The following is a 16,081-nucleotide window of genomic DNA, read 5'->3' as shown; positions in this document are numbered from 1 at the left end:
TACAAGTCAAACCACCGAAAGCAATGACCCACGAAGAGATTTGCCCAGGAGGAACGATGGTTACGACCAAGGATATCGCTGCGCATTTGCAACTATCCGTCTCTACGGTCGGCCGCGCACTGGCCGACGACGCCCGCATCAGCGAGCAGACCAAGGTGCGTGTCCGCCAGGCCGCTTCGGAGCTTGGCTACGTCGGTAACCGGGCGGCCAGGATGATGCGTGGCGCCTCAAGCAACGTCGTCGGGCTTGTCATCCCGGATGTCCGCAACAGCTTCTACTCGACCATCGCCCACGAATTGTCCGCGATCATGGCCGGGGAGGAGTATCAGCTGATGCTCGCGGAGACGTTCGATGATCGCCTGATCGAGCGGCGGCACCTCCGTGAGTTGTCCGCCAGTCACGCAGCAGGAGTGGTGATTGCACCGACACCCAACCCCCACGGGGACTCGGTCAACCTGCTACGGGGCATGCCGCACGTCCAGTTGCTGCGCCGGCATGCATCCCTGGGCGGTCAATGGTTCGGCCTCGACGACCAGCGGGCGTTACAGGATGCCACGGCGCACTTACTGGAACTCGGGCACACGCGGATTGCATATATCGGCGCATCCGAGGACCTGCCCACGGGCCGGGAACGGCTGGAGGGCTATACCCAGGCACTACTCGCCGATGGCATCCCGCCAGCCTCTGATCTGATCGAACTCGGGCCGCCTGCCTCACCGGAGCATGCCAAGGAAGCGATCCGCCGGCTGCTGAACCAGCCGACCCCGCCAACCGCCGTCGTACTGGGCTCCGTGCAACACACCGTTGGGCTGCTGGACGCGGCCCTGGAGATAGGAATCGAGGTGCCCAGCGAGCTTTCGGTCGTCGGGTTCGGCGATCAAAGTGGCTTCTCCTGGTGGGGGCCTGGCCTCACCACCATCAGTCTCCCTATCGGAGACGTGGCTACCTCCTGCGGACTTTGGTTCATCCGCAGGCTCAACAACCCGCCAGCCGGCAACGATCCCTATGAGTCCGTCTCGGCGGGCTGGCTCGTACCCCGCGGAAGCACCGCCGCGCCGCGGGCGGAATCGCGCAAGCGCTCCGCCTGACATCGTGACCACTACAAGAGATGCGCACCTTCTGCGCACGAAGATTAAAGGGTGCTGCCCCTAGCACCAATTGGAGAAAACATCATGCTGCCACCGGTCGACTTGCGCCCGCCGTTCAACATCAGCCGAACCAGCCATCTACGACTTAATGTCGCCGACCTGGCCGAGAGCCGTAAGTTCTACACCACGGTCCTGGGCTTGGTGGTAAGTGACGAGGACGAATCGACAGTTTACCTCCGCGGCCTGGCGGAGGCTTGTCACCACAGCCTCGTATTGGAGAAAAGCTCCGACGGCGGCACCGCCCGCAGGATTGGATTCCGAGTCTTTTTCGACGAGGACCTTGACGAGGCCTACCGCTATTTTCGTGACCGCGGCCTCCCCGCCGAGTGGGTGGAGATGCCGCACCAAGGCCGCACACTCCACGTTTCGGACCCTATTGGCACGCCATTGGAGTTGTGCGCAACAATGTCCACCCGGCCGCGCCTGCACATCAATTTCGAGCAATACCAGGGTGCCCACGCCCAGCGGCTGGACCACTTTCAATTGCTCGTCCCGGACGTCTATGAACTATGCGCTTTCTACAGCGGACTGGGGTTCCGCAACTCGGAGTACTTGGAGCATGGCGACGAGCTGATCGGTGCCTTCATGTACCGAAAGGGCACCTGCCTGGATCTGGCCATGGTGCCCGGCGACGGTCCCAGCCTTCACCATTTCGCTTACACCGTTTCCGAAAGCCACGATATCTTCACGGCCTGCGACTTCGCTGGAATCCTGGGTTACGGCGACGGGGTGGAACGCGGCCCGGGACGACATGGACCCGGCGGCATGCTGTTTAGCTACCTTCGCGACCCGGACGGCCACCGCGTCGAAGTCTTCAACAGCCACTACCAGACTATCGACATCGAGACTGAACCTGTGCGGTGGGATGCCACGTCGGTCAGCACGAACGCCCGATGGGGACTACCGGCCTTGGAAAAGTGGTACTTCGAGGCCTCTGCTTTCGTTGACGTCCCCTTGATGTCTCCTGCCACTCCCCCATCCCCCATGACGCTGGAGAAGTTCCTGTCCAGCCCACAGCCTCGCTGATCCCAACCCGAACTGGAGTCCAATACATCATGTCCCGAGTTCCTTCCCTCTCCCGTGACCATGCCGCGTCGGCTGATCATCAGTCACTATGGGACCGCCTCGAAGCCGAGCGCAAAGTACCTACGGCCAACATTTTCCGCACGCTGGCGAATGCGCCTGTCCTTCTAGATGCCTTCCTTTCCTACGCCAACGCCTTGCGTGACGGTTCCAAGCTAAGTCCGAAACTGCGTGAGCTGGCGATACTGTCCGTCGGCCACGCCACCGGTTCCGAGTATGAAATCGCCCACCACCAGTCGCACGGGCGCAAAGCCGGGATCACAGAAGAACAACTGGGGGCCGTTGCCTCCGCGGAGGATTCCGGGCTCTTCAACGAGGCAGAGCTTGCCGTCATCGCCCTTGCAAGGGAGTCCACGACGCATGTGCACGTATCGAGCGCTACGTGGGATGCTGCCGCTGCGCATCTGGACGACCAGCAGATGGTGGAGCTAACACTGACCATTGCCTGGTACAACTCCGGAGTTCGCATCATGGGACTGCTCCACATTGACCTGGAAGACAGCTACCGCAAGTAGCGTCCGGCCCCACCCCAACCAACCCCTCTATTCAAGGAGCCCCGTCAATGACGATGATGCGCGCCGCACGACTGCACAAGATCGGCGAACCCATGTCGATCGACACCATAGAAGTACCAAAACCCCGGCCCACAGACGTTCTTGTCCGTGTCAAAGCTGTCGGCATCGTCCCGAACATGGCGAACGTCATTAACAGCTGGCCAACGTGGTTCCCACATCAACCCATCCCGGCCTTCCCCGCGATATTCGGGCTCGACCCCACTGGCGTAGTGGAGGAGGTCGGAGAATCGGTCATCAACGTCAAGCCTGGTGATCGGGTCTATGTGAGCCCTTTGCGCTCATGCGGCAGCTGTTATGCCTGTTCAGCGGGCACCCCCAGCCGCTGCCGCTACTACACACTCAACGGCTACTTCAGCACTTCCCGCGACGGCCAGCGGATTTTCGACCAGTATCCGTATGGCGGCTTCAGTGAATTCATGACTGCACCCCAACAGGCCCTGGTCAGGATCCCGGACAATCTACCCTTCGAATTGGCAGCCCGCTTTGGCTATATCGGCACAGCATACGGAGCGCTACGTCTGGCTGACGCGGGGCCAGGAACCGTTGCCTTGATCGACGGTATAACCGGGACACTGGGTGTAGCTGCCACTGTGCTCTGCCTCAGCATGGGCGTGGCCAAGATTCTGGGCACCGGACGAAATCAACAGTTGCTCGAGAGGGTGAAGGCACTCGCACCGCGCAGAATCGAAGTGCTGACGCTTGGCGAGAAGTCGAGTGGAGAATGGGCCAAGGAACGTACCCGCGGGGACGGCGCACACTTCGTCATCAGCGCACTCGGTGCCCGGGCCGATGCTGCGGCCATGGTCGACTCCATGAAGGGAGTCAGGCGGGGCGGTCGCGTCGTGAACGTCGGCGGGGTCTCCGAAGAGGTTCCTGTGGACATGAAATGGCTCATGGACGAGCAGGTTCAAATCATCGGCTCCAATTGGTTTACCGCAGCGCAGGGCCAAGAAATGGCGGACATGATCGAAACGGGAACGTTGGATCTGTCCTATCTGGAGACTGAGGCGTTTCCGTTGTCGGAAGTCAACACCGCAATCTCCGGTCGGCTGAAAGACCCTCGTGGCGGCTTCAGCAACTACATCGTTCTCCCCTAGCACGTAAGCGGTGCCGGTCATTCCCAGGAGCGACCGGCACCGCTTACGGATTAACCCAACAGCACTCAAGCGTCGACGCCGGTGAGCACGAAAGCCACCGTCGCCGGCGCTTTCGTCTTGTTACGCCACGCATGCCGCGCCGCAACCTGGACGATGGTGTCGCCCGGCGTGAGCTGAACCTGGACTCCGTCGTCCAGTTCGAGCCACACCTCTCCCTCCAACACAACTCCATAGTCGATGCTGGGCGTTTTGTGCATGCCGTTGGGCTCGAATAGTTCAGCAAGATCCGGAGCGTAGGCCTCCAGTTCCTGCCCTGCTGCCAGCGGGTCAAAGTCCGGACTCATCACCACGGAATCGGGCGCGTAACGCACGATCAGGAAGCTTGCACCGCCCGGGCCGGGGACCACAGGACCATGGTTGTTGGTCGGCTCGGCTTCAGGAGTCTGGCTTGTAGGCGTTCCAGCGGTGAACCAGACCCTGATCTGCGATTGCCCCGGCATGCTCTCGAAGTCGTGGCTGTGGGGCACCACTCCGTCCGAGACCAACACCGACTTTCCTGCGGAGTCGGTACCCGTTACTACCCTGCGAACGCTCATTGTGGATCCTCTCGTCAGATTATGCCATCGTTAGCACTATCGCCCACGGCTGTTTTCCTGTCAATGCTGCCGCGTTGTACTGCTCCATCAGGCGGTAGTCATAAAAATAGGTAGTGACCCGCCGCAATCGCTGTGCTATCGTTAGCATTATGTTCGACGAAGATCATCAAGAACCTGAATTTGCCCCCGCAGGAATCGTGCTCGCCCAAGCGGGACGGATGGAAGGGGCGGCTGAGGTTTGGCTCGTATACCAAGGCCGAGCCCTCCCCCTGCGGGACTGGGCGCCGCAGTGGGACTGTGCGAGGTTCGCCTCAATCACTGAACTGATTGGGCAATGGAGCGATCATCACACCGAACTTCGACGACTTACCGAGCTGCCGCAGACCGCACAAACCATCGCCGAAGCCGGTCTCTCCGTAGCCTCGCTCCGTTTCGAGGCCCCCCTCCGCCCCGCTCAACTCTTCTGCACTATCGGCAACTACAGGCGCCAGGTGGTGGAGGCCGCCGTCGACGCCGGTCTTCCGACCGAAGCCGAGCGAGTGCGTGCCGCGACGCTGCAGGCGCTCGACCAGCGCCAGCTACACGGCGCGCCCTATATCTGCCTGACCAGCGTGGACCGCGTTGGAGCCCCGGTCGGAGAGCTGGGTCTGGCTCCGGAAGTGGACACCTTGGACTGGGAAGTTGAGATCGGCGCCGTCATCGGCTCGCCCCTCTCGCGACTCACACTCCCCGAAGCGTCGGCAGCTATTGCCGGCTATTGTGTGGTCAATGACCTGACAATCCGATCACGCGTTGTCCGGCCTGACCTTCCAGCTCTGGGCAGCGACTGGGTGCAAAGCAAAGGCATGCAGGGATCGCTGCCCCTTGGACCTTGGTTCGTACCTTCATGGCAGGTTCCGGACCCTTCCGGCCTCCGGCTGCAGCTCTGGCTCAACGACACGCTGATGCAAGACGACACAGCAGCGGACATGGTCTTCACCATTCCCGAACAATTGCAGTATCTGTCCCAGCACACCAGGCTTCGCCCCGGTGACGTGCTGTGTACTGGCTCACCCGCCGGGTTCGGACTCCACCACGGCCGCTTCCTGCGGCCGGGCGACGTCGTCAAGGCTTCGGTAACCGGCCTGGGCGAGCAGATCATACGGTGTGCGGAGGTAGCTCCCGCCCGGAACACATTCAATCCAACTCCGGCCGCACCGGCCGGACACTGACATAGGAGCACGCATGACACAGCAGCAAACCGTCCTGCTGACCGACCGGGCCTGGCCCGACGACAGCATTGAACGGGACATACTTGAAGAGGCTGGATTCCGCGTGGTTGCCGGCCCCGCCGACCCCGCGCCGGTGGAAGCCATCGACGCCTTGGTCGCTGAGCACCAACCCGCCGCAATCCTCACCTGCTGGGCGACCGTGTCTTCGGAAGCGGTCTTGTCCTCTGCCCCCCTGCAGGTCGTCGCCCGTATGGGAGTGGGCCTGGACAACATCGCAGTACCTGCAGCTACGAATCGCGGTGTGCTGGTTACCAATGTCCCGGACTACTGCGTTGCGGAGGTCTCTGACCACGCCGTCGGACTGGCCCTCGCGTGGACCCGCGGCCTGGTTGCAGCCGACCGCGAGGTTCGCGCTGGCAAATGGAACCCGGCAGGGGCCCGGCTTCGCCGACTATCCACCCTGACCTGTGGCGTCATCGGTTACGGCCGGATTGGCAGGGCAACCGCTGCTAAACTCCGCGCACTTGGCGCCCGCGTGGTGATCAGCGACCCTCATGCCCCTGCAGATACCGACGGCATGGAGGCCATGCCCCTTGACGACCTTCTCGCGGCCAGTGATGTTGTTGTCCTGCACGCGCCTTTGGTCCCGCAGACCCATCACCTCATCGGCGAGAGGGAGCTGTCACTGCTTCCGCAAGACGCATTCGTGATCAACGTCAGCCGCGGCGGTCTGATCGACACCGCAGCGCTGGTGGCGTCATTGGAAAGTGGGCACATCATTGGAGCGGGCCTCGACGTCCTGGAGGAAGAGCCGATGGTTCCCCAGGAACTACTGGCGCATCCCGGAGTCATCGTTACCCCCCACATCGCCTTCGCCTCCGACGCATCGGTTATTGACCTGCGTCGCAGTGCTGCTGAGGAAGTCGTACGCGTCCTGCGCGGCGAACCGGCACACTACCCGTGCAACACGCCCTCCCCTCTCACAACTGGAGTGTCATCTTGAGCGCAATCCAACTCGTCCACGGCCGCCAGATTTTCGACTCCCGTGGTCGCCCCACTGTCGAGGTCGAAATTGTCCTGGACAACGGCGCCTTGGCGCGTGCTTCCGTTCCCTCCGGCGCCTCCACCGGCACCCATGAGGCCCACGAGTTGCGCGACGGGGATGACTCGGTGTTCGACGGACTCGGTGTTACCGCCGCAGTCGAGCATGTGAACGGCGAGATTGCTGCAGCGTTGCATGGTCTCGCCATCAACAACCAGCGTGCAATCGACGAGCGGCTGCGGGAACTGGATGGGACCCCGTCCCTGTCGCGCCTCGGGGCCAACGCCGTTCTCGGCGCATCACTGGCAGTCTGCCGAGCCTCCGCTGTGGCCAGCGGCTTACCGCTGTATCGACGGATCGCCCAGCTCGCCGGCACTGAGGAACCGGTTCTGCCGATGCCAATGGTCAACATTCTCTCCGGCGGTCTCCACGCCGGCCGTGGCATGGACGTCCAGGATTTCCTGGCCGTCCCGGTAGCAGCAACCTCAGCCCTCGAAGCGATCCACCTCACCTCCCGCGTCAGAACCGCCGCGGCCAGGCTTTGCGCAGACCGGGGGCTTCCAACCCTGCTGGCAGACGAGGGCGGTCTCAGCCCTGCCTGCCGCACTGCCGAGGAGGCCCTCGAGCTGATCACACTCTCGATTGAGGCGGCGGGCCTGCGGCCCGGCACTGACATCGCGATCGCCATCGATGTGGCTGCCTCCTCCCTCTTCGACAGGGACACAGGTGATTACCACCTGCGGCGACAGGAACGGCACGTCAGTACCGCGGAAATGATAGACATGGTTTCCGCATGGGTGGATAACTATGCAATTGTGTCGATCGAGGACCCCCTCGACGAGGACGACTGGGCCGGTTGGGAGACAATAACCACGCGTCTGGGACACCGGATCAGGCTGATCGGGGATGACTTGTTCACTACCAACAGTTCACGGCTTGCCCAAGGAATAGCCCGCGGCGTTGCCAATGGCGTCCTGGTCAAGGTCAATCAGAACGGCACACTGACCGGCACATTGGACGTGGTCGCAGAGGCCCGCGCAGCAGGGTACGCCCCTGTTGTCTCGGCGCGATCCGGGGAGACCGAGGATGACTTCCTCGCGGACCTGGCCGTAGGAACCGCAGCGGGTCAGATCAAGATAGGGTCTGTCCGGAACTCGGAACGACTGGCCAAGTACAACCAGTTGGTCCGAATCGCCGAAGACGCCACCCTTGGGTTCAGTCAACTGCCTGCCTTGGGCTCCACCCCCGTGGCTGTCCGGTGAGCGCGTACGAGCCTGAGTCCCGTGTCAGGGAGTTCCTGCTCCACCACGGGCTCATGCAGCCTGCCGAAGCCGCTGTGCTCACGCCCCTTGCCGGTGGCGTGAGTTCGGACCTCTGGCGGGTAGACCTGCCCGGCCGTAGCCTCTGCGTTAAGGGCGCGCTGGCCAGGCTGAAGGTGGCCCAAGAGTGGCTCGCACCCACCTCGCGCAACCGCGTGGAATACGACTGGCTGCACTTGGCCGGCACGATCACTCCAGGGCAGGTTCCGCAGGTACTCGCCTATGACGAGCAGGCCGGTCTCTTCGCCATGCAGTTTCTTCCTCCCGAGGACTATCCGGTGTGGAAGACGGAACTCCTCGCCGGGCACATTGAACCCACAGCCGCGTATGCAGTAGGAGACCTCGTTGGCCGGCTGCATGCAGCAAGCGCCAAAGACCCCTCCGCTGCGGCCAAGTTTGCCACAGACGATAATTTTGACGCTTTACGCATCGAGCCATACTTCCAGGTCACAGCCCGCGCAAACCCTGATGTTGATGATCGAATCGATTGGTTGGCTGCAGTGACCACCGGTACACACCTGGTGGTGGTCCACGGTGACGTCAGCCCCAAGAATATCCTTCTGGGACCGCACGGGCCTGTGCTGCTCGACGCCGAGTGCGCATGGTTCGGGGACCCGGCGTTTGACGTGGCGTTCTGCTTGAACCATCTCCTGCTCAAAGCGATGGTCCTCCCCGACCACATCGAGCAATTGCACCGGTCCGCCCAACTGCTGCTGGAGGGCTACATGCAGCACATCAATTGGGAACCGGCGGCTCACCTCATGGGACGCGTCGCGGCGCTCCTGCCGCTGCTCGCCCTTGCCCGGGTGGACGGCGCGTCCCCCCTGGAATACCTGTCGCCAGACCAACGGCATCACGTGCGGGACCTCGCGCGATCACGGATGGCACGTCCGATTCCCGCCATCGACGTCGTTATCGACGACTGGATGGTGGCAGCCCGAGCCACCACGGCAGGAGCGCCGCCGATCAAGGAGCCGGCACCGTGACGTTCTCGCTTGCGACCGCCCGGATTGACGGAACGCCGACACCAGTCCTTAGTCTTCCTGATGGGCGCCTTTACAGGATCGCCGACCTCTCCCCCGGCTTACTCTCCGATAAATCCCCAGCCGGGCTGATGGCTGTCTTCGAGAACTGGGAGACGGCCGAGCCGTTGCTGCTCGAGGCTGTTGACACCCTCCAAGAACGTGCTGTCCAGTCAGTCGACCCACCAGTGGACCTCGGAGACTGGCTTACGCCGTTGCAGTACCCGAGAAAGGTCATCTGCACTGGGGCGAACTACTACGACCATGTCATCAACGACGGCGGCCACGCGGGATTTTCGAAAGAGGACAACGTTCCTGTCTTCTTCCTCAAGCCACCCACCACGACGCTGGTGGGTCAGGGCCGGTCCGTCCGCTACCCGAACCAGACCGAAAAGTTCGATTACGAGCTTGAGTTGGCATTCGTCATCGGCAGGGCCGGCAAGAATATCCCCGTAGGCCGTGCTCGTGAACACATCGCCGGCTACACGATTGCGTTGGACTTATCCGCCCGCGACTGGCAGCGCCATCCCAAGCACCTGGTCAAATTCGACCTGTTTGGAGGCAAGGTGTTTGACGACAGCTGCCCGCTGGGTCCGGGGATCGTGCCGGCACGCTTCATCGACGACACCAACCTGCAGTTGCAGTTCCGGCTCAACGGCGAACTCCGACAAAACGCCAATACTTCTGACCTCATCTGGTCGGTGCCAGAGCTAATATCCCTGATCAGCGAACACATGACCCTTGAACCCGGTGATGTCATACTCACCGGAACCCCGGCCGGTGTAGGGCTCGCCACGGGTACGTGGATGAACGTCGGGGACCAGCTGAAGGGCGAGATCAGCGGCCTGGGGGCCATCAGCGTGGAGATCATCGACGGCGCCAATACCCAACCTCCGTCATCAAAGGAAAGACCATGAAAGCAGCAGTCCTCACACAGGCTGGAACCATGCCGGAGTACGCGGACTTTCCCGAGCCCCAAGCTGTCAGCGGCCATGTGGTCGTCGACATCGCTGCGGCCGGGGTCCACCACCTCGATCTCGCGAAGGCATCCGGTGCCTTCGGCAATCCGGGCACCCTGCCCTACGTCATCGGGGCAGACGGCGTGGGCCGGACCTCCACCGGGCGCCGCGTCTTCTTCACGGCACCGATTTCACCCTACGGCTCCTGGGCAGAGCGCACTTTGGTGCCCGAACAGGATTTGCTGGACCTCTCGGACGACATAGACGATGTCACCGCCGCCGCGCTCGGTAACACCGGGCTCGCCGCCTGGCTGGCACTCACTTGGCGGGCGAACCTTCAACCCGGCCAGAACGTATTGGTCCTTGGCGCGACCGGCGCACTGGGGTCGGTCGCTGTCCAGCTCGCCAAAGCCCTCGGCGCAGCCACGGTGCTTGCTGTCGACCGGGATTCCGACCGGCTGGCCCTTTCCCGCCAAAGAGGAGCCACGGACACCGTCACCATCACACCGGACACCGACTTGGTGGAGGCCTTCCGAAACACCGTTGATGGGCGGGGCTTCGACGTCATCATCGATCCCGTCTGGGGCGAACCGGCACTTGCCGCCATGCGCGTGGCCGCACGGGGCGCCCGTCACATTCAGATCGGCCAGTCCGCGGCCCCAACCATCGAACTCCCTGCCGACATCATCCGCGCAGCACGCCTGGAACTGCTCGGCTTCGCCCACGTCGACCCACCGGCAGAAATTCGCCGAAACGCCTATCTGAAGCTCACCGGGCTTGCGGCCACGGGTGCCTTGAACGTTGATACGACTGTCCTGCCACTCGCCGATTGCCAGGAGGCATGGGAGATCCAGCAACAGGGCTCCCCGCGCAAACTCGTCCTTACCCCCTAGTCCCGGCGATTTAGTCCGGGCGATCAGGAGGAATCCAATGATTGGCCAGCCTACTCATTACTACGTTGAGGTCAGGATTACCGATGGTAATCAGCTACAAAACCAACTCAACGAAGCCATCGGGAACGCGATCCGGGAAGGCCTCATGAACCCTGGCCGCGGAGTGATGGTTACCCGTCATGACCTGCAGACGTTCTCGGTGGAACTTACCCACGACGTTCCCTACGGAACGATCTCCGAGCGCGAAACGTCAGACCTCCACCCCGCGCCGCAAGCAGTCTACGAAAGCAGCCGACCCGTCTCCAGGAGTTTTTATGTACAGCGAACTCAACACACCATCTCCGAACCGGCGGATCGAGTCGGATCAGGAGGCCCACGAAGAAACCAACCGGATAATTGACCAGACGCCGGACGGTGAGGCCCTGATCGCGCTGCCATGGATCGGCTGGCACTATGTCAACGAAGTTCACCGTGGAAAATGATAAGCGACCCTCGGTCCGCGCCCCAGAGCGCAGCCGGGTTATTGCGAAGCCCCCTTCGGACTGGAGGCTTGTCTCAGGGACAGCCTTTCGTGAACACGAGCGACGACGTGAACCCCTGCTTATGAAGCACTGGAAATACTTGTGGCCACATGAATTCATTGAACTCCGCCGTGGAAACACCGTGTTGGGCACGGGATACGTGGACGAAACGACCGACGACGCAAGCGTCATATGGATTCACCTCGCCAACGGTCGGGGCCGGATCCTGATCCATCACCACGACGGAATCGATATATGGCGCCTGGACGCCCGCATCAGTGGTCACCGAGGCCACTCGTAGATTCGGATGAGATATTCAGAATTACACCATCAAAGAGCGTTCCGAGTGCCAGTCTTTTGCTGGGGATTCAGCGCGATAGCAGCTCCTCCAAGGCATCCACCCCTGCCACAGCGCCTCCAGCGGCCGCATAACCGGCCGCGACACGACGCGCTCCCTCCGCCTTATCACGGGCCTTTTCGACCGCTTCCCTCAGCGCGTCCGGGGTGAGCTTCCTGGGGCTTAGCCGCACACCGGCGTCGGCCGCCAAAACCCTGGCCGCAACCTCATGCTGGTCCCTCCCAAATGGAACCACCACCACGGGCACCCCCTTGGCCAGCGCCTTCTGGGTGGATCCCATGCCGCCATGGGTGATGGCGACAGCGGCCCTATCGAGCACCAGCGAGTGGGGCACGAAGTGCTCAACCCGGGCGTTGTCCGGAATGGCATGGATAGCGTTGGTGCCGGATGCCCGTGTGGCGCCTGCCGATCCGGCGTTGGCGGCCGGCAGCGTGGCTACGACAGTGTAAGGCTCCTTGGCGAGGGCCTCCAGGGTGGTGCGCACCAGGGTTTCGTCTGCCTGATACTCCGAGGACGTCGTCACAAGGACTGCAGGGTCCTGCATCCTATCGAGCCATGGCGGTGTACTGACAGGCGGTTCCCATGTTAGGGAGCCGATCATTCGGATCCCCGGGGCCCAGTCGGGGTGCGCATACTCGAAGGGTTCGGCGGTGGTTACAAGCATCAGTGGGGCTGTCCGGAAGAAGGCATCTGCACTGTGCACCGGCGGTAGATGCCCGCCCGAGACATCTGCACGCAGGCGGTTCATCCCCGGCATCATCAACTTCTCGACGGCGCCAATCACCATGCGTCGGACGACGGCGTCACGCGCACTTCCCAAAAGTCCTGGCATGGGAAGGAGCCCCGGACCGAAAGGCGGTGTCCCCTTGGACTGGAGAGGCGGGGTATAAGGGCTGAATGTCGCCCACGGAAGTCCGGAGTGTTCGGCAACAATGCGTGCACCCCAGGAATTGATATCGACGAGCGCAAGATCAGGGCCGACGTCGTCCATGGCTGCACGGAAGTCCGGCGCATCGAAGCGGGCGCGCGAGGTGAAGGTGTCAACGCTGGAGGCGAGGGCGTCTTTGGTCGACTTCGTGAGATAGTCCCGCGCTTCGATTTCGAGCAGCCGCTCGTCGACCGCTTCTGCGTGGAAGCCAAGATCCCGCATGGTTTGGACTTGTTTGGGGAGCGTTCGCAAGTGCACCTCGTGGCCCCGGGATTTCAGCTCCAACAGCAATGGAACCATGGGGAAAAGGTGGCCGATGGCGGGCGAAGAGTAGGCGAGGACGATGGACATCATGGTCTCCGGGTAAACGGCTCAAGCATCTCGAGCAGCGAAAGAGTGACCTGGTCGCGGCCCAGCCCTGCATCGTGGCGGAGGAGCTTCCAGGTGTAGACGTCGCACAGGGCGACGAACTGGGCAAGGCGGCGATCGCGATCCGGCTCATTCCTGAGAAAGGGGTCAAAGACCCGTTCGCACCATTGCCGGTGCAGTTGCCGGCCCCCCTTCACGATTTCAGCCAGGACCGGTGACGAGCTTTCCTCGGCGAGCAACTTCAGCGCCAGTGCCCCCGTGGTTTCGTAATGTTCAATCAGATTCTCGACGGCGGCCCTCACGTCGCCCGCCGGAGCGGCGTCCCGCTGGGCCATCACCCGAGCGGATGCGAACTCTGCGGTGGCGTTGATCAGGCCCAGACGGTCCCGGAAACGGCGTATCACTGTTTGCACGGTGACCCCAGCCCGTTCCGCGACAGCATTGAGGGTGAGGTCGGAGAGCGGACCCTCCATGAAGAGGTCTTCGGTTGCCTGCAAGATGCGACGTCCGGTTTCCGCCGCAGAGGAGGCTCGTTTACTCATGTTGTAGGTGCGGCTCTCCGTCCCACTGAATTTCATGTTAATCAGACTAACTTGAAATCCGCTGGAGGTCCAGAGTGTTTGCAGCGTATGGGTGCCGCGATGATGTCGCCCCACCCTTGACGCTGCCCGCCCTTACGTGAGATCGTCATCACATCAAACTGGATCCAATCACTAACAAATAAGATCCAATCCATATTAACCCGAGCCAGTTTGCAGCCTTTGGGCCTTGCGGCATGCCAGATGTTCCTCCGTTTGCCGCGGCCTCCCCAACCAATGGCCTAGTAGGAGTCCCATGCCATCCCCAGACCTCACCAAGCTCTCCAGGAATGACTCGACAATCCAGCAAAACAGCGGCGGCCCGAAGCTGTCCGAGCTAAGCGGGCGCGTGCTCTTCTTTCTGCTGGTCCTGGATCTCTCGTATTTCATCAATGCCATGGACAGACAGGTCTTCGCCGTCCTTCTGCCGGATATCAAGGCGGCTTATGGGCTCACCGGTGGCGAGGCGGGCATCATCGCGACCATTTTCACACTTGGCATGGGGCTAGCTGGGGTTCCCGCTGGTTACCTGGCCGATCGATTCGGCCGTAAAAAGGTGGTTCTCATTAGCCTCCTGATCTTTTCGGTCAGTTGTGCCCTCCAGTCAGTGGCCGCAGGAACACTGGACATGGCACTATGGCGAATCCTTTCTGGCGTAGGCGAAGGAATGCAGGTCGCTGCACTCTTTGCGGCAGTAGGGGCATACTTCACTCGTCACCGCGGATTCGCGCTTGGCTCTATCAGTGCAGCTTTTGGCTTGGGTGGTTTTACCGGCCCGTTGCTTGGCGGTGCCATCGTTTCGGCAACGGGCGACTGGCGCATTCCACTCATCCTGTTCGGTGCAATTGGCATCCTTATCCTTTTCCTGGTTTTGGCACTTGTGCCCAAATCCTTTACAGAGGTTGGTCGTGGGGATTCATCATCGAGCTCGTCGTCGGAGATGACCACTTGCCTGCGGTTCTTCAACCGGCGAGTCCTGTGCTGTGTCGTCGTTGCCATTGCGGGAGGTTTTGCAATCTATGGGTACTTGGGGCTGTACCCGACCTATCTACGGGAGACACTGGGATTCACGCCTGCAGAAGCTGGCTGGGCAGCGAGCATGTTTGGAATCGGCGCCCTCGGAGCCCTCGTTGGAGGCGCGATCGCAGACCGTGTTGACCAGCGATTGCTTAACGTCGTGGGTTTGCTTTCCATAATGGTCCTGGGAGTAGCCATATTTGGCTTCGCTGCCTCGCTGGCAGTTCACATGATCTTCTCGGCACTGCTTGGCGTTGCCTTCAGCGGAGTTCTCATCACGAATACAAGCGCCCTAATGCAGCGATCTGTGGACCCAAAGTACCTCGGCCGAGTCAGCGGCCTAATGATCGCAGCAATGTATATACCCGCCAGCGCTTCCGGCTACTTCGTCACCTTCATGCAAAGCAGCGTGGGGTGGCAGACTGCCGGAATCATCCAATTGACGCTTATTCCAGCCATCGGCTTGATTGCCATGGCTGCCATGGGCAAGCTGCCTGCAGGCAGCAAGTCCTAGTACTCCCCTAAACGGCGTCTGCCTTCCTTGCGAAGGCAGACGCCATTTAGCGTTTCGCTCTGGCGACGGCCAGGACACTGTCGTACTTCGGACGAGCCTGGCCCTGACCTCCTCAACTTTTCGGAGCTATGGCCAATGGTGTCGAAACCATCCTCGTTTGAGGGGCATTCCTGCAATTGGGCTGTTGGATCTTCTGCTGCAGGGTCCACCATATCGTCGGCCCCCATGGCAAGGACGACGGGGGTCGAGGAGAGGTCTTCGTTGATCTCGTCCATCTCAATGTCTATGTATACGGGACTTTCGCTTCCGCCAGTACCACGTTCATGTGCCCCAGCAAACGTCCAGCAACCGGGTGGATGCGGAACTTCCATCCACGCACCTTTCGCCGAGTTGTTTGGCGAGTTCTGCAATCGGGTATTGAGCCGGGGTTACGGCCATGCCATAGAGAGCTCCGAGGTCGAGGACGTTCCTGCCAGGCAGCATAAGCGGACATTGTTGAAATTGCGGCTGCGGTTTCCATTGCCTCGTCGAGGAGACATTCCTATGGGGCGACTCTGGCGACCAGTCTGATCCGTTCAGCCTCATCTGCATCGATCACGCGGGCCGTGAGGATCATTTCCATCGCCTTCGCCTTGCCTACGGCGCGGGTTAGCCTCAGGAGCAGGCTGAAATGTCGGCGAGAGTTGGCGATCAGGCATAGGCCACGCACTTTTTCGGTAGAGGCCGTTCTTCGGGTCCGTTGTATTCGCTGAGGGGGCGGATGAGGGAGTTCGAGGCGAACTGTTCCATGATGTGGGCGGTCCAGCCGGTGATCCGGCTGGCGACGAACAACTGGGTGAACGTCTGGGTGG

16 protein-coding genes and 2 pseudogenes are annotated in these 16,081 nt (G+C 61.6%); 13 read left to right on the top strand and 5 right to left on the bottom strand.

What is annotated here, in order from left to right; all coding sequences use genetic code 11:
- Positions 1–56: 56 nt before the first annotated feature.
- The 4 genes from LDN90_RS11975 (at position 57) to LDN90_RS11960 (ending at position 3,903) form a co-directional block, all read left to right on the top strand.
- A complete protein-coding gene (locus LDN90_RS11975; RefSeq protein ID WP_223945845.1) occupies positions 57–1,088 on the top strand; it encodes a LacI family DNA-binding transcriptional regulator in 1,032 nt (343 codons plus the stop codon).
- A gap of 84 nt (positions 1,089–1,172) precedes the next feature.
- Positions 1,173–2,174, top strand: coding sequence for a VOC family protein (locus LDN90_RS11970; protein WP_223945843.1), 1,002 nt, complete (start codon positions 1,173–1,175; stop codon positions 2,172–2,174).
- Between the two features lie 29 nt (positions 2,175–2,203).
- The gene (locus LDN90_RS11965) at positions 2,204–2,746 is read left to right on the top strand and encodes a carboxymuconolactone decarboxylase family protein (RefSeq protein WP_223945842.1); all 543 of its coding nucleotides are present in this window, start codon (positions 2,204–2,206) and stop codon (positions 2,744–2,746) included.
- A 47-nt stretch (positions 2,747–2,793) separates the two neighbouring features.
- Entirely contained in the window at positions 2,794–3,903 is a 1,110-nt protein-coding gene (locus tag LDN90_RS11960; RefSeq protein ID WP_223945841.1) for an alcohol dehydrogenase catalytic domain-containing protein, read from the top strand.
- Between the two features lie 65 nt (positions 3,904–3,968).
- Here the strand turns inward: LDN90_RS11960 and LDN90_RS11955 are convergent, their stop codons facing one another.
- The gene (locus tag LDN90_RS11955; protein WP_216923740.1) at positions 3,969–4,499 is read right to left on the bottom strand and encodes a cupin domain-containing protein; all 531 of its coding nucleotides are present in this window, start codon (positions 4,497–4,499) and stop codon (positions 3,969–3,971) included.
- Between the two features lie 149 nt (positions 4,500–4,648).
- Between LDN90_RS11955 and LDN90_RS11950 the strand changes: the two genes are divergently transcribed.
- The 8 genes from LDN90_RS11950 to LDN90_RS11915 all read left to right on the top strand — a co-directional run bounded on the left by LDN90_RS11950 (position 4,649) and on the right by LDN90_RS11915 (position 11,767).
- Positions 4,649–5,710 carry a fumarylacetoacetate hydrolase family protein gene (locus LDN90_RS11950; RefSeq protein ID WP_223945840.1) on the top strand — a complete coding sequence of 354 codons (1,062 nt, stop codon included), beginning with the start codon at positions 4,649–4,651 and terminating at the stop codon, positions 5,708–5,710.
- Between the two features lie 13 nt (positions 5,711–5,723).
- On the top strand, positions 5,724–6,713 hold the full coding sequence (locus LDN90_RS11945; RefSeq protein ID WP_223945839.1) for a C-terminal binding protein: 990 nt from the start codon (positions 5,724–5,726) through the stop codon (positions 6,711–6,713).
- Complete coding sequence (eno, locus tag LDN90_RS11940) at positions 6,710–8,014, top strand: phosphopyruvate hydratase (RefSeq protein ID WP_223945838.1); 1,305 nt, start codon at positions 6,710–6,712, stop codon at positions 8,012–8,014. The genes LDN90_RS11945 and eno overlap by 4 nt, the downstream gene beginning before the upstream one ends.
- Positions 8,011–9,057 (top strand): aminoglycoside phosphotransferase family protein, encoded by a 1,047-nt coding sequence (locus LDN90_RS11935; RefSeq protein ID WP_223945837.1) that lies wholly within the window; start codon positions 8,011–8,013, stop codon positions 9,055–9,057. Before eno ends, LDN90_RS11935 begins: the two co-directional genes overlap by 4 nt.
- A complete protein-coding gene (locus LDN90_RS11930) occupies positions 9,054–10,010 on the top strand; it encodes a fumarylacetoacetate hydrolase family protein (protein ID WP_223945836.1) in 957 nt (318 codons plus the stop codon). Before LDN90_RS11935 ends, LDN90_RS11930 begins: the two co-directional genes overlap by 4 nt.
- Positions 10,007–10,945 (top strand): zinc-binding alcohol dehydrogenase family protein, encoded by a 939-nt coding sequence (locus tag LDN90_RS11925; protein WP_223945835.1) that lies wholly within the window; start codon positions 10,007–10,009, stop codon positions 10,943–10,945. Before LDN90_RS11930 ends, LDN90_RS11925 begins: the two co-directional genes overlap by 4 nt.
- Before the next feature lie 314 nt (positions 10,946–11,259).
- Entirely contained in the window at positions 11,260–11,427 is a 168-nt protein-coding gene (locus LDN90_RS11920; RefSeq protein WP_216923734.1) for a hypothetical protein, read from the top strand.
- A 121-nt stretch (positions 11,428–11,548) separates the two neighbouring features.
- Entirely contained in the window at positions 11,549–11,767 is a 219-nt protein-coding gene (locus LDN90_RS11915; RefSeq protein ID WP_223945834.1) for a hypothetical protein, read from the top strand.
- Between the two features lie 67 nt (positions 11,768–11,834).
- Here the strand turns inward: LDN90_RS11915 and LDN90_RS11910 are convergent, their stop codons facing one another.
- Both LDN90_RS11910 and LDN90_RS11905 read right to left on the bottom strand, forming a co-directional pair.
- Positions 11,835–13,106 (bottom strand): nucleotide disphospho-sugar-binding domain-containing protein, encoded by a 1,272-nt coding sequence (locus tag LDN90_RS11910; protein ID WP_223945833.1) that lies wholly within the window; start codon positions 13,104–13,106, stop codon positions 11,835–11,837.
- On the bottom strand, positions 13,103–13,699 hold the full coding sequence (locus LDN90_RS11905) for a TetR/AcrR family transcriptional regulator (RefSeq protein WP_223945832.1): 597 nt from the start codon (positions 13,697–13,699) through the stop codon (positions 13,103–13,105). Before LDN90_RS11905 ends, LDN90_RS11910 begins: the two co-directional genes overlap by 4 nt.
- Positions 13,700–13,955: 256 nt before the next feature.
- Here LDN90_RS11905 and LDN90_RS11900 point away from each other — a divergent pair, with 256 nt between their 5' ends.
- Complete coding sequence (locus LDN90_RS11900; RefSeq protein WP_223945831.1) at positions 13,956–15,230, top strand: MFS transporter; 1,275 nt, start codon at positions 13,956–13,958, stop codon at positions 15,228–15,230.
- 159 nt (positions 15,231–15,389) lie between these two features.
- On the opposite strand, the pseudogene LDN90_RS11895 reads toward LDN90_RS11900, so the two are convergent.
- Together LDN90_RS11895 and LDN90_RS11890 are read right to left on the bottom strand one after the other, a co-directional pair.
- Positions 15,390–15,674, bottom strand: a pseudogene (locus tag LDN90_RS11895) (NAD(P)(+) transhydrogenase (Re/Si-specific) subunit beta); the annotation flags it as partial.
- Positions 15,675–15,920: 246 nt separating this feature from the next.
- Positions 15,921–16,079 (bottom strand): annotated as a pseudogene (locus tag LDN90_RS11890) (citrate/2-methylcitrate synthase); the annotation flags it as partial.
- Positions 16,080–16,081: the final 2 nt, after the last annotated feature.

It is taken from the genome of Arthrobacter sp. NtRootA1 (genome assembly GCF_019976975.1).
Lineage (GTDB): Bacteria > Actinomycetota > Actinomycetes > Actinomycetales > Micrococcaceae > Arthrobacter > Arthrobacter aromaticivorans.
The sequence above is the reverse complement of the archived record's forward strand: the minus strand, read 5'-3'. Positions and strand labels throughout refer to the sequence as shown.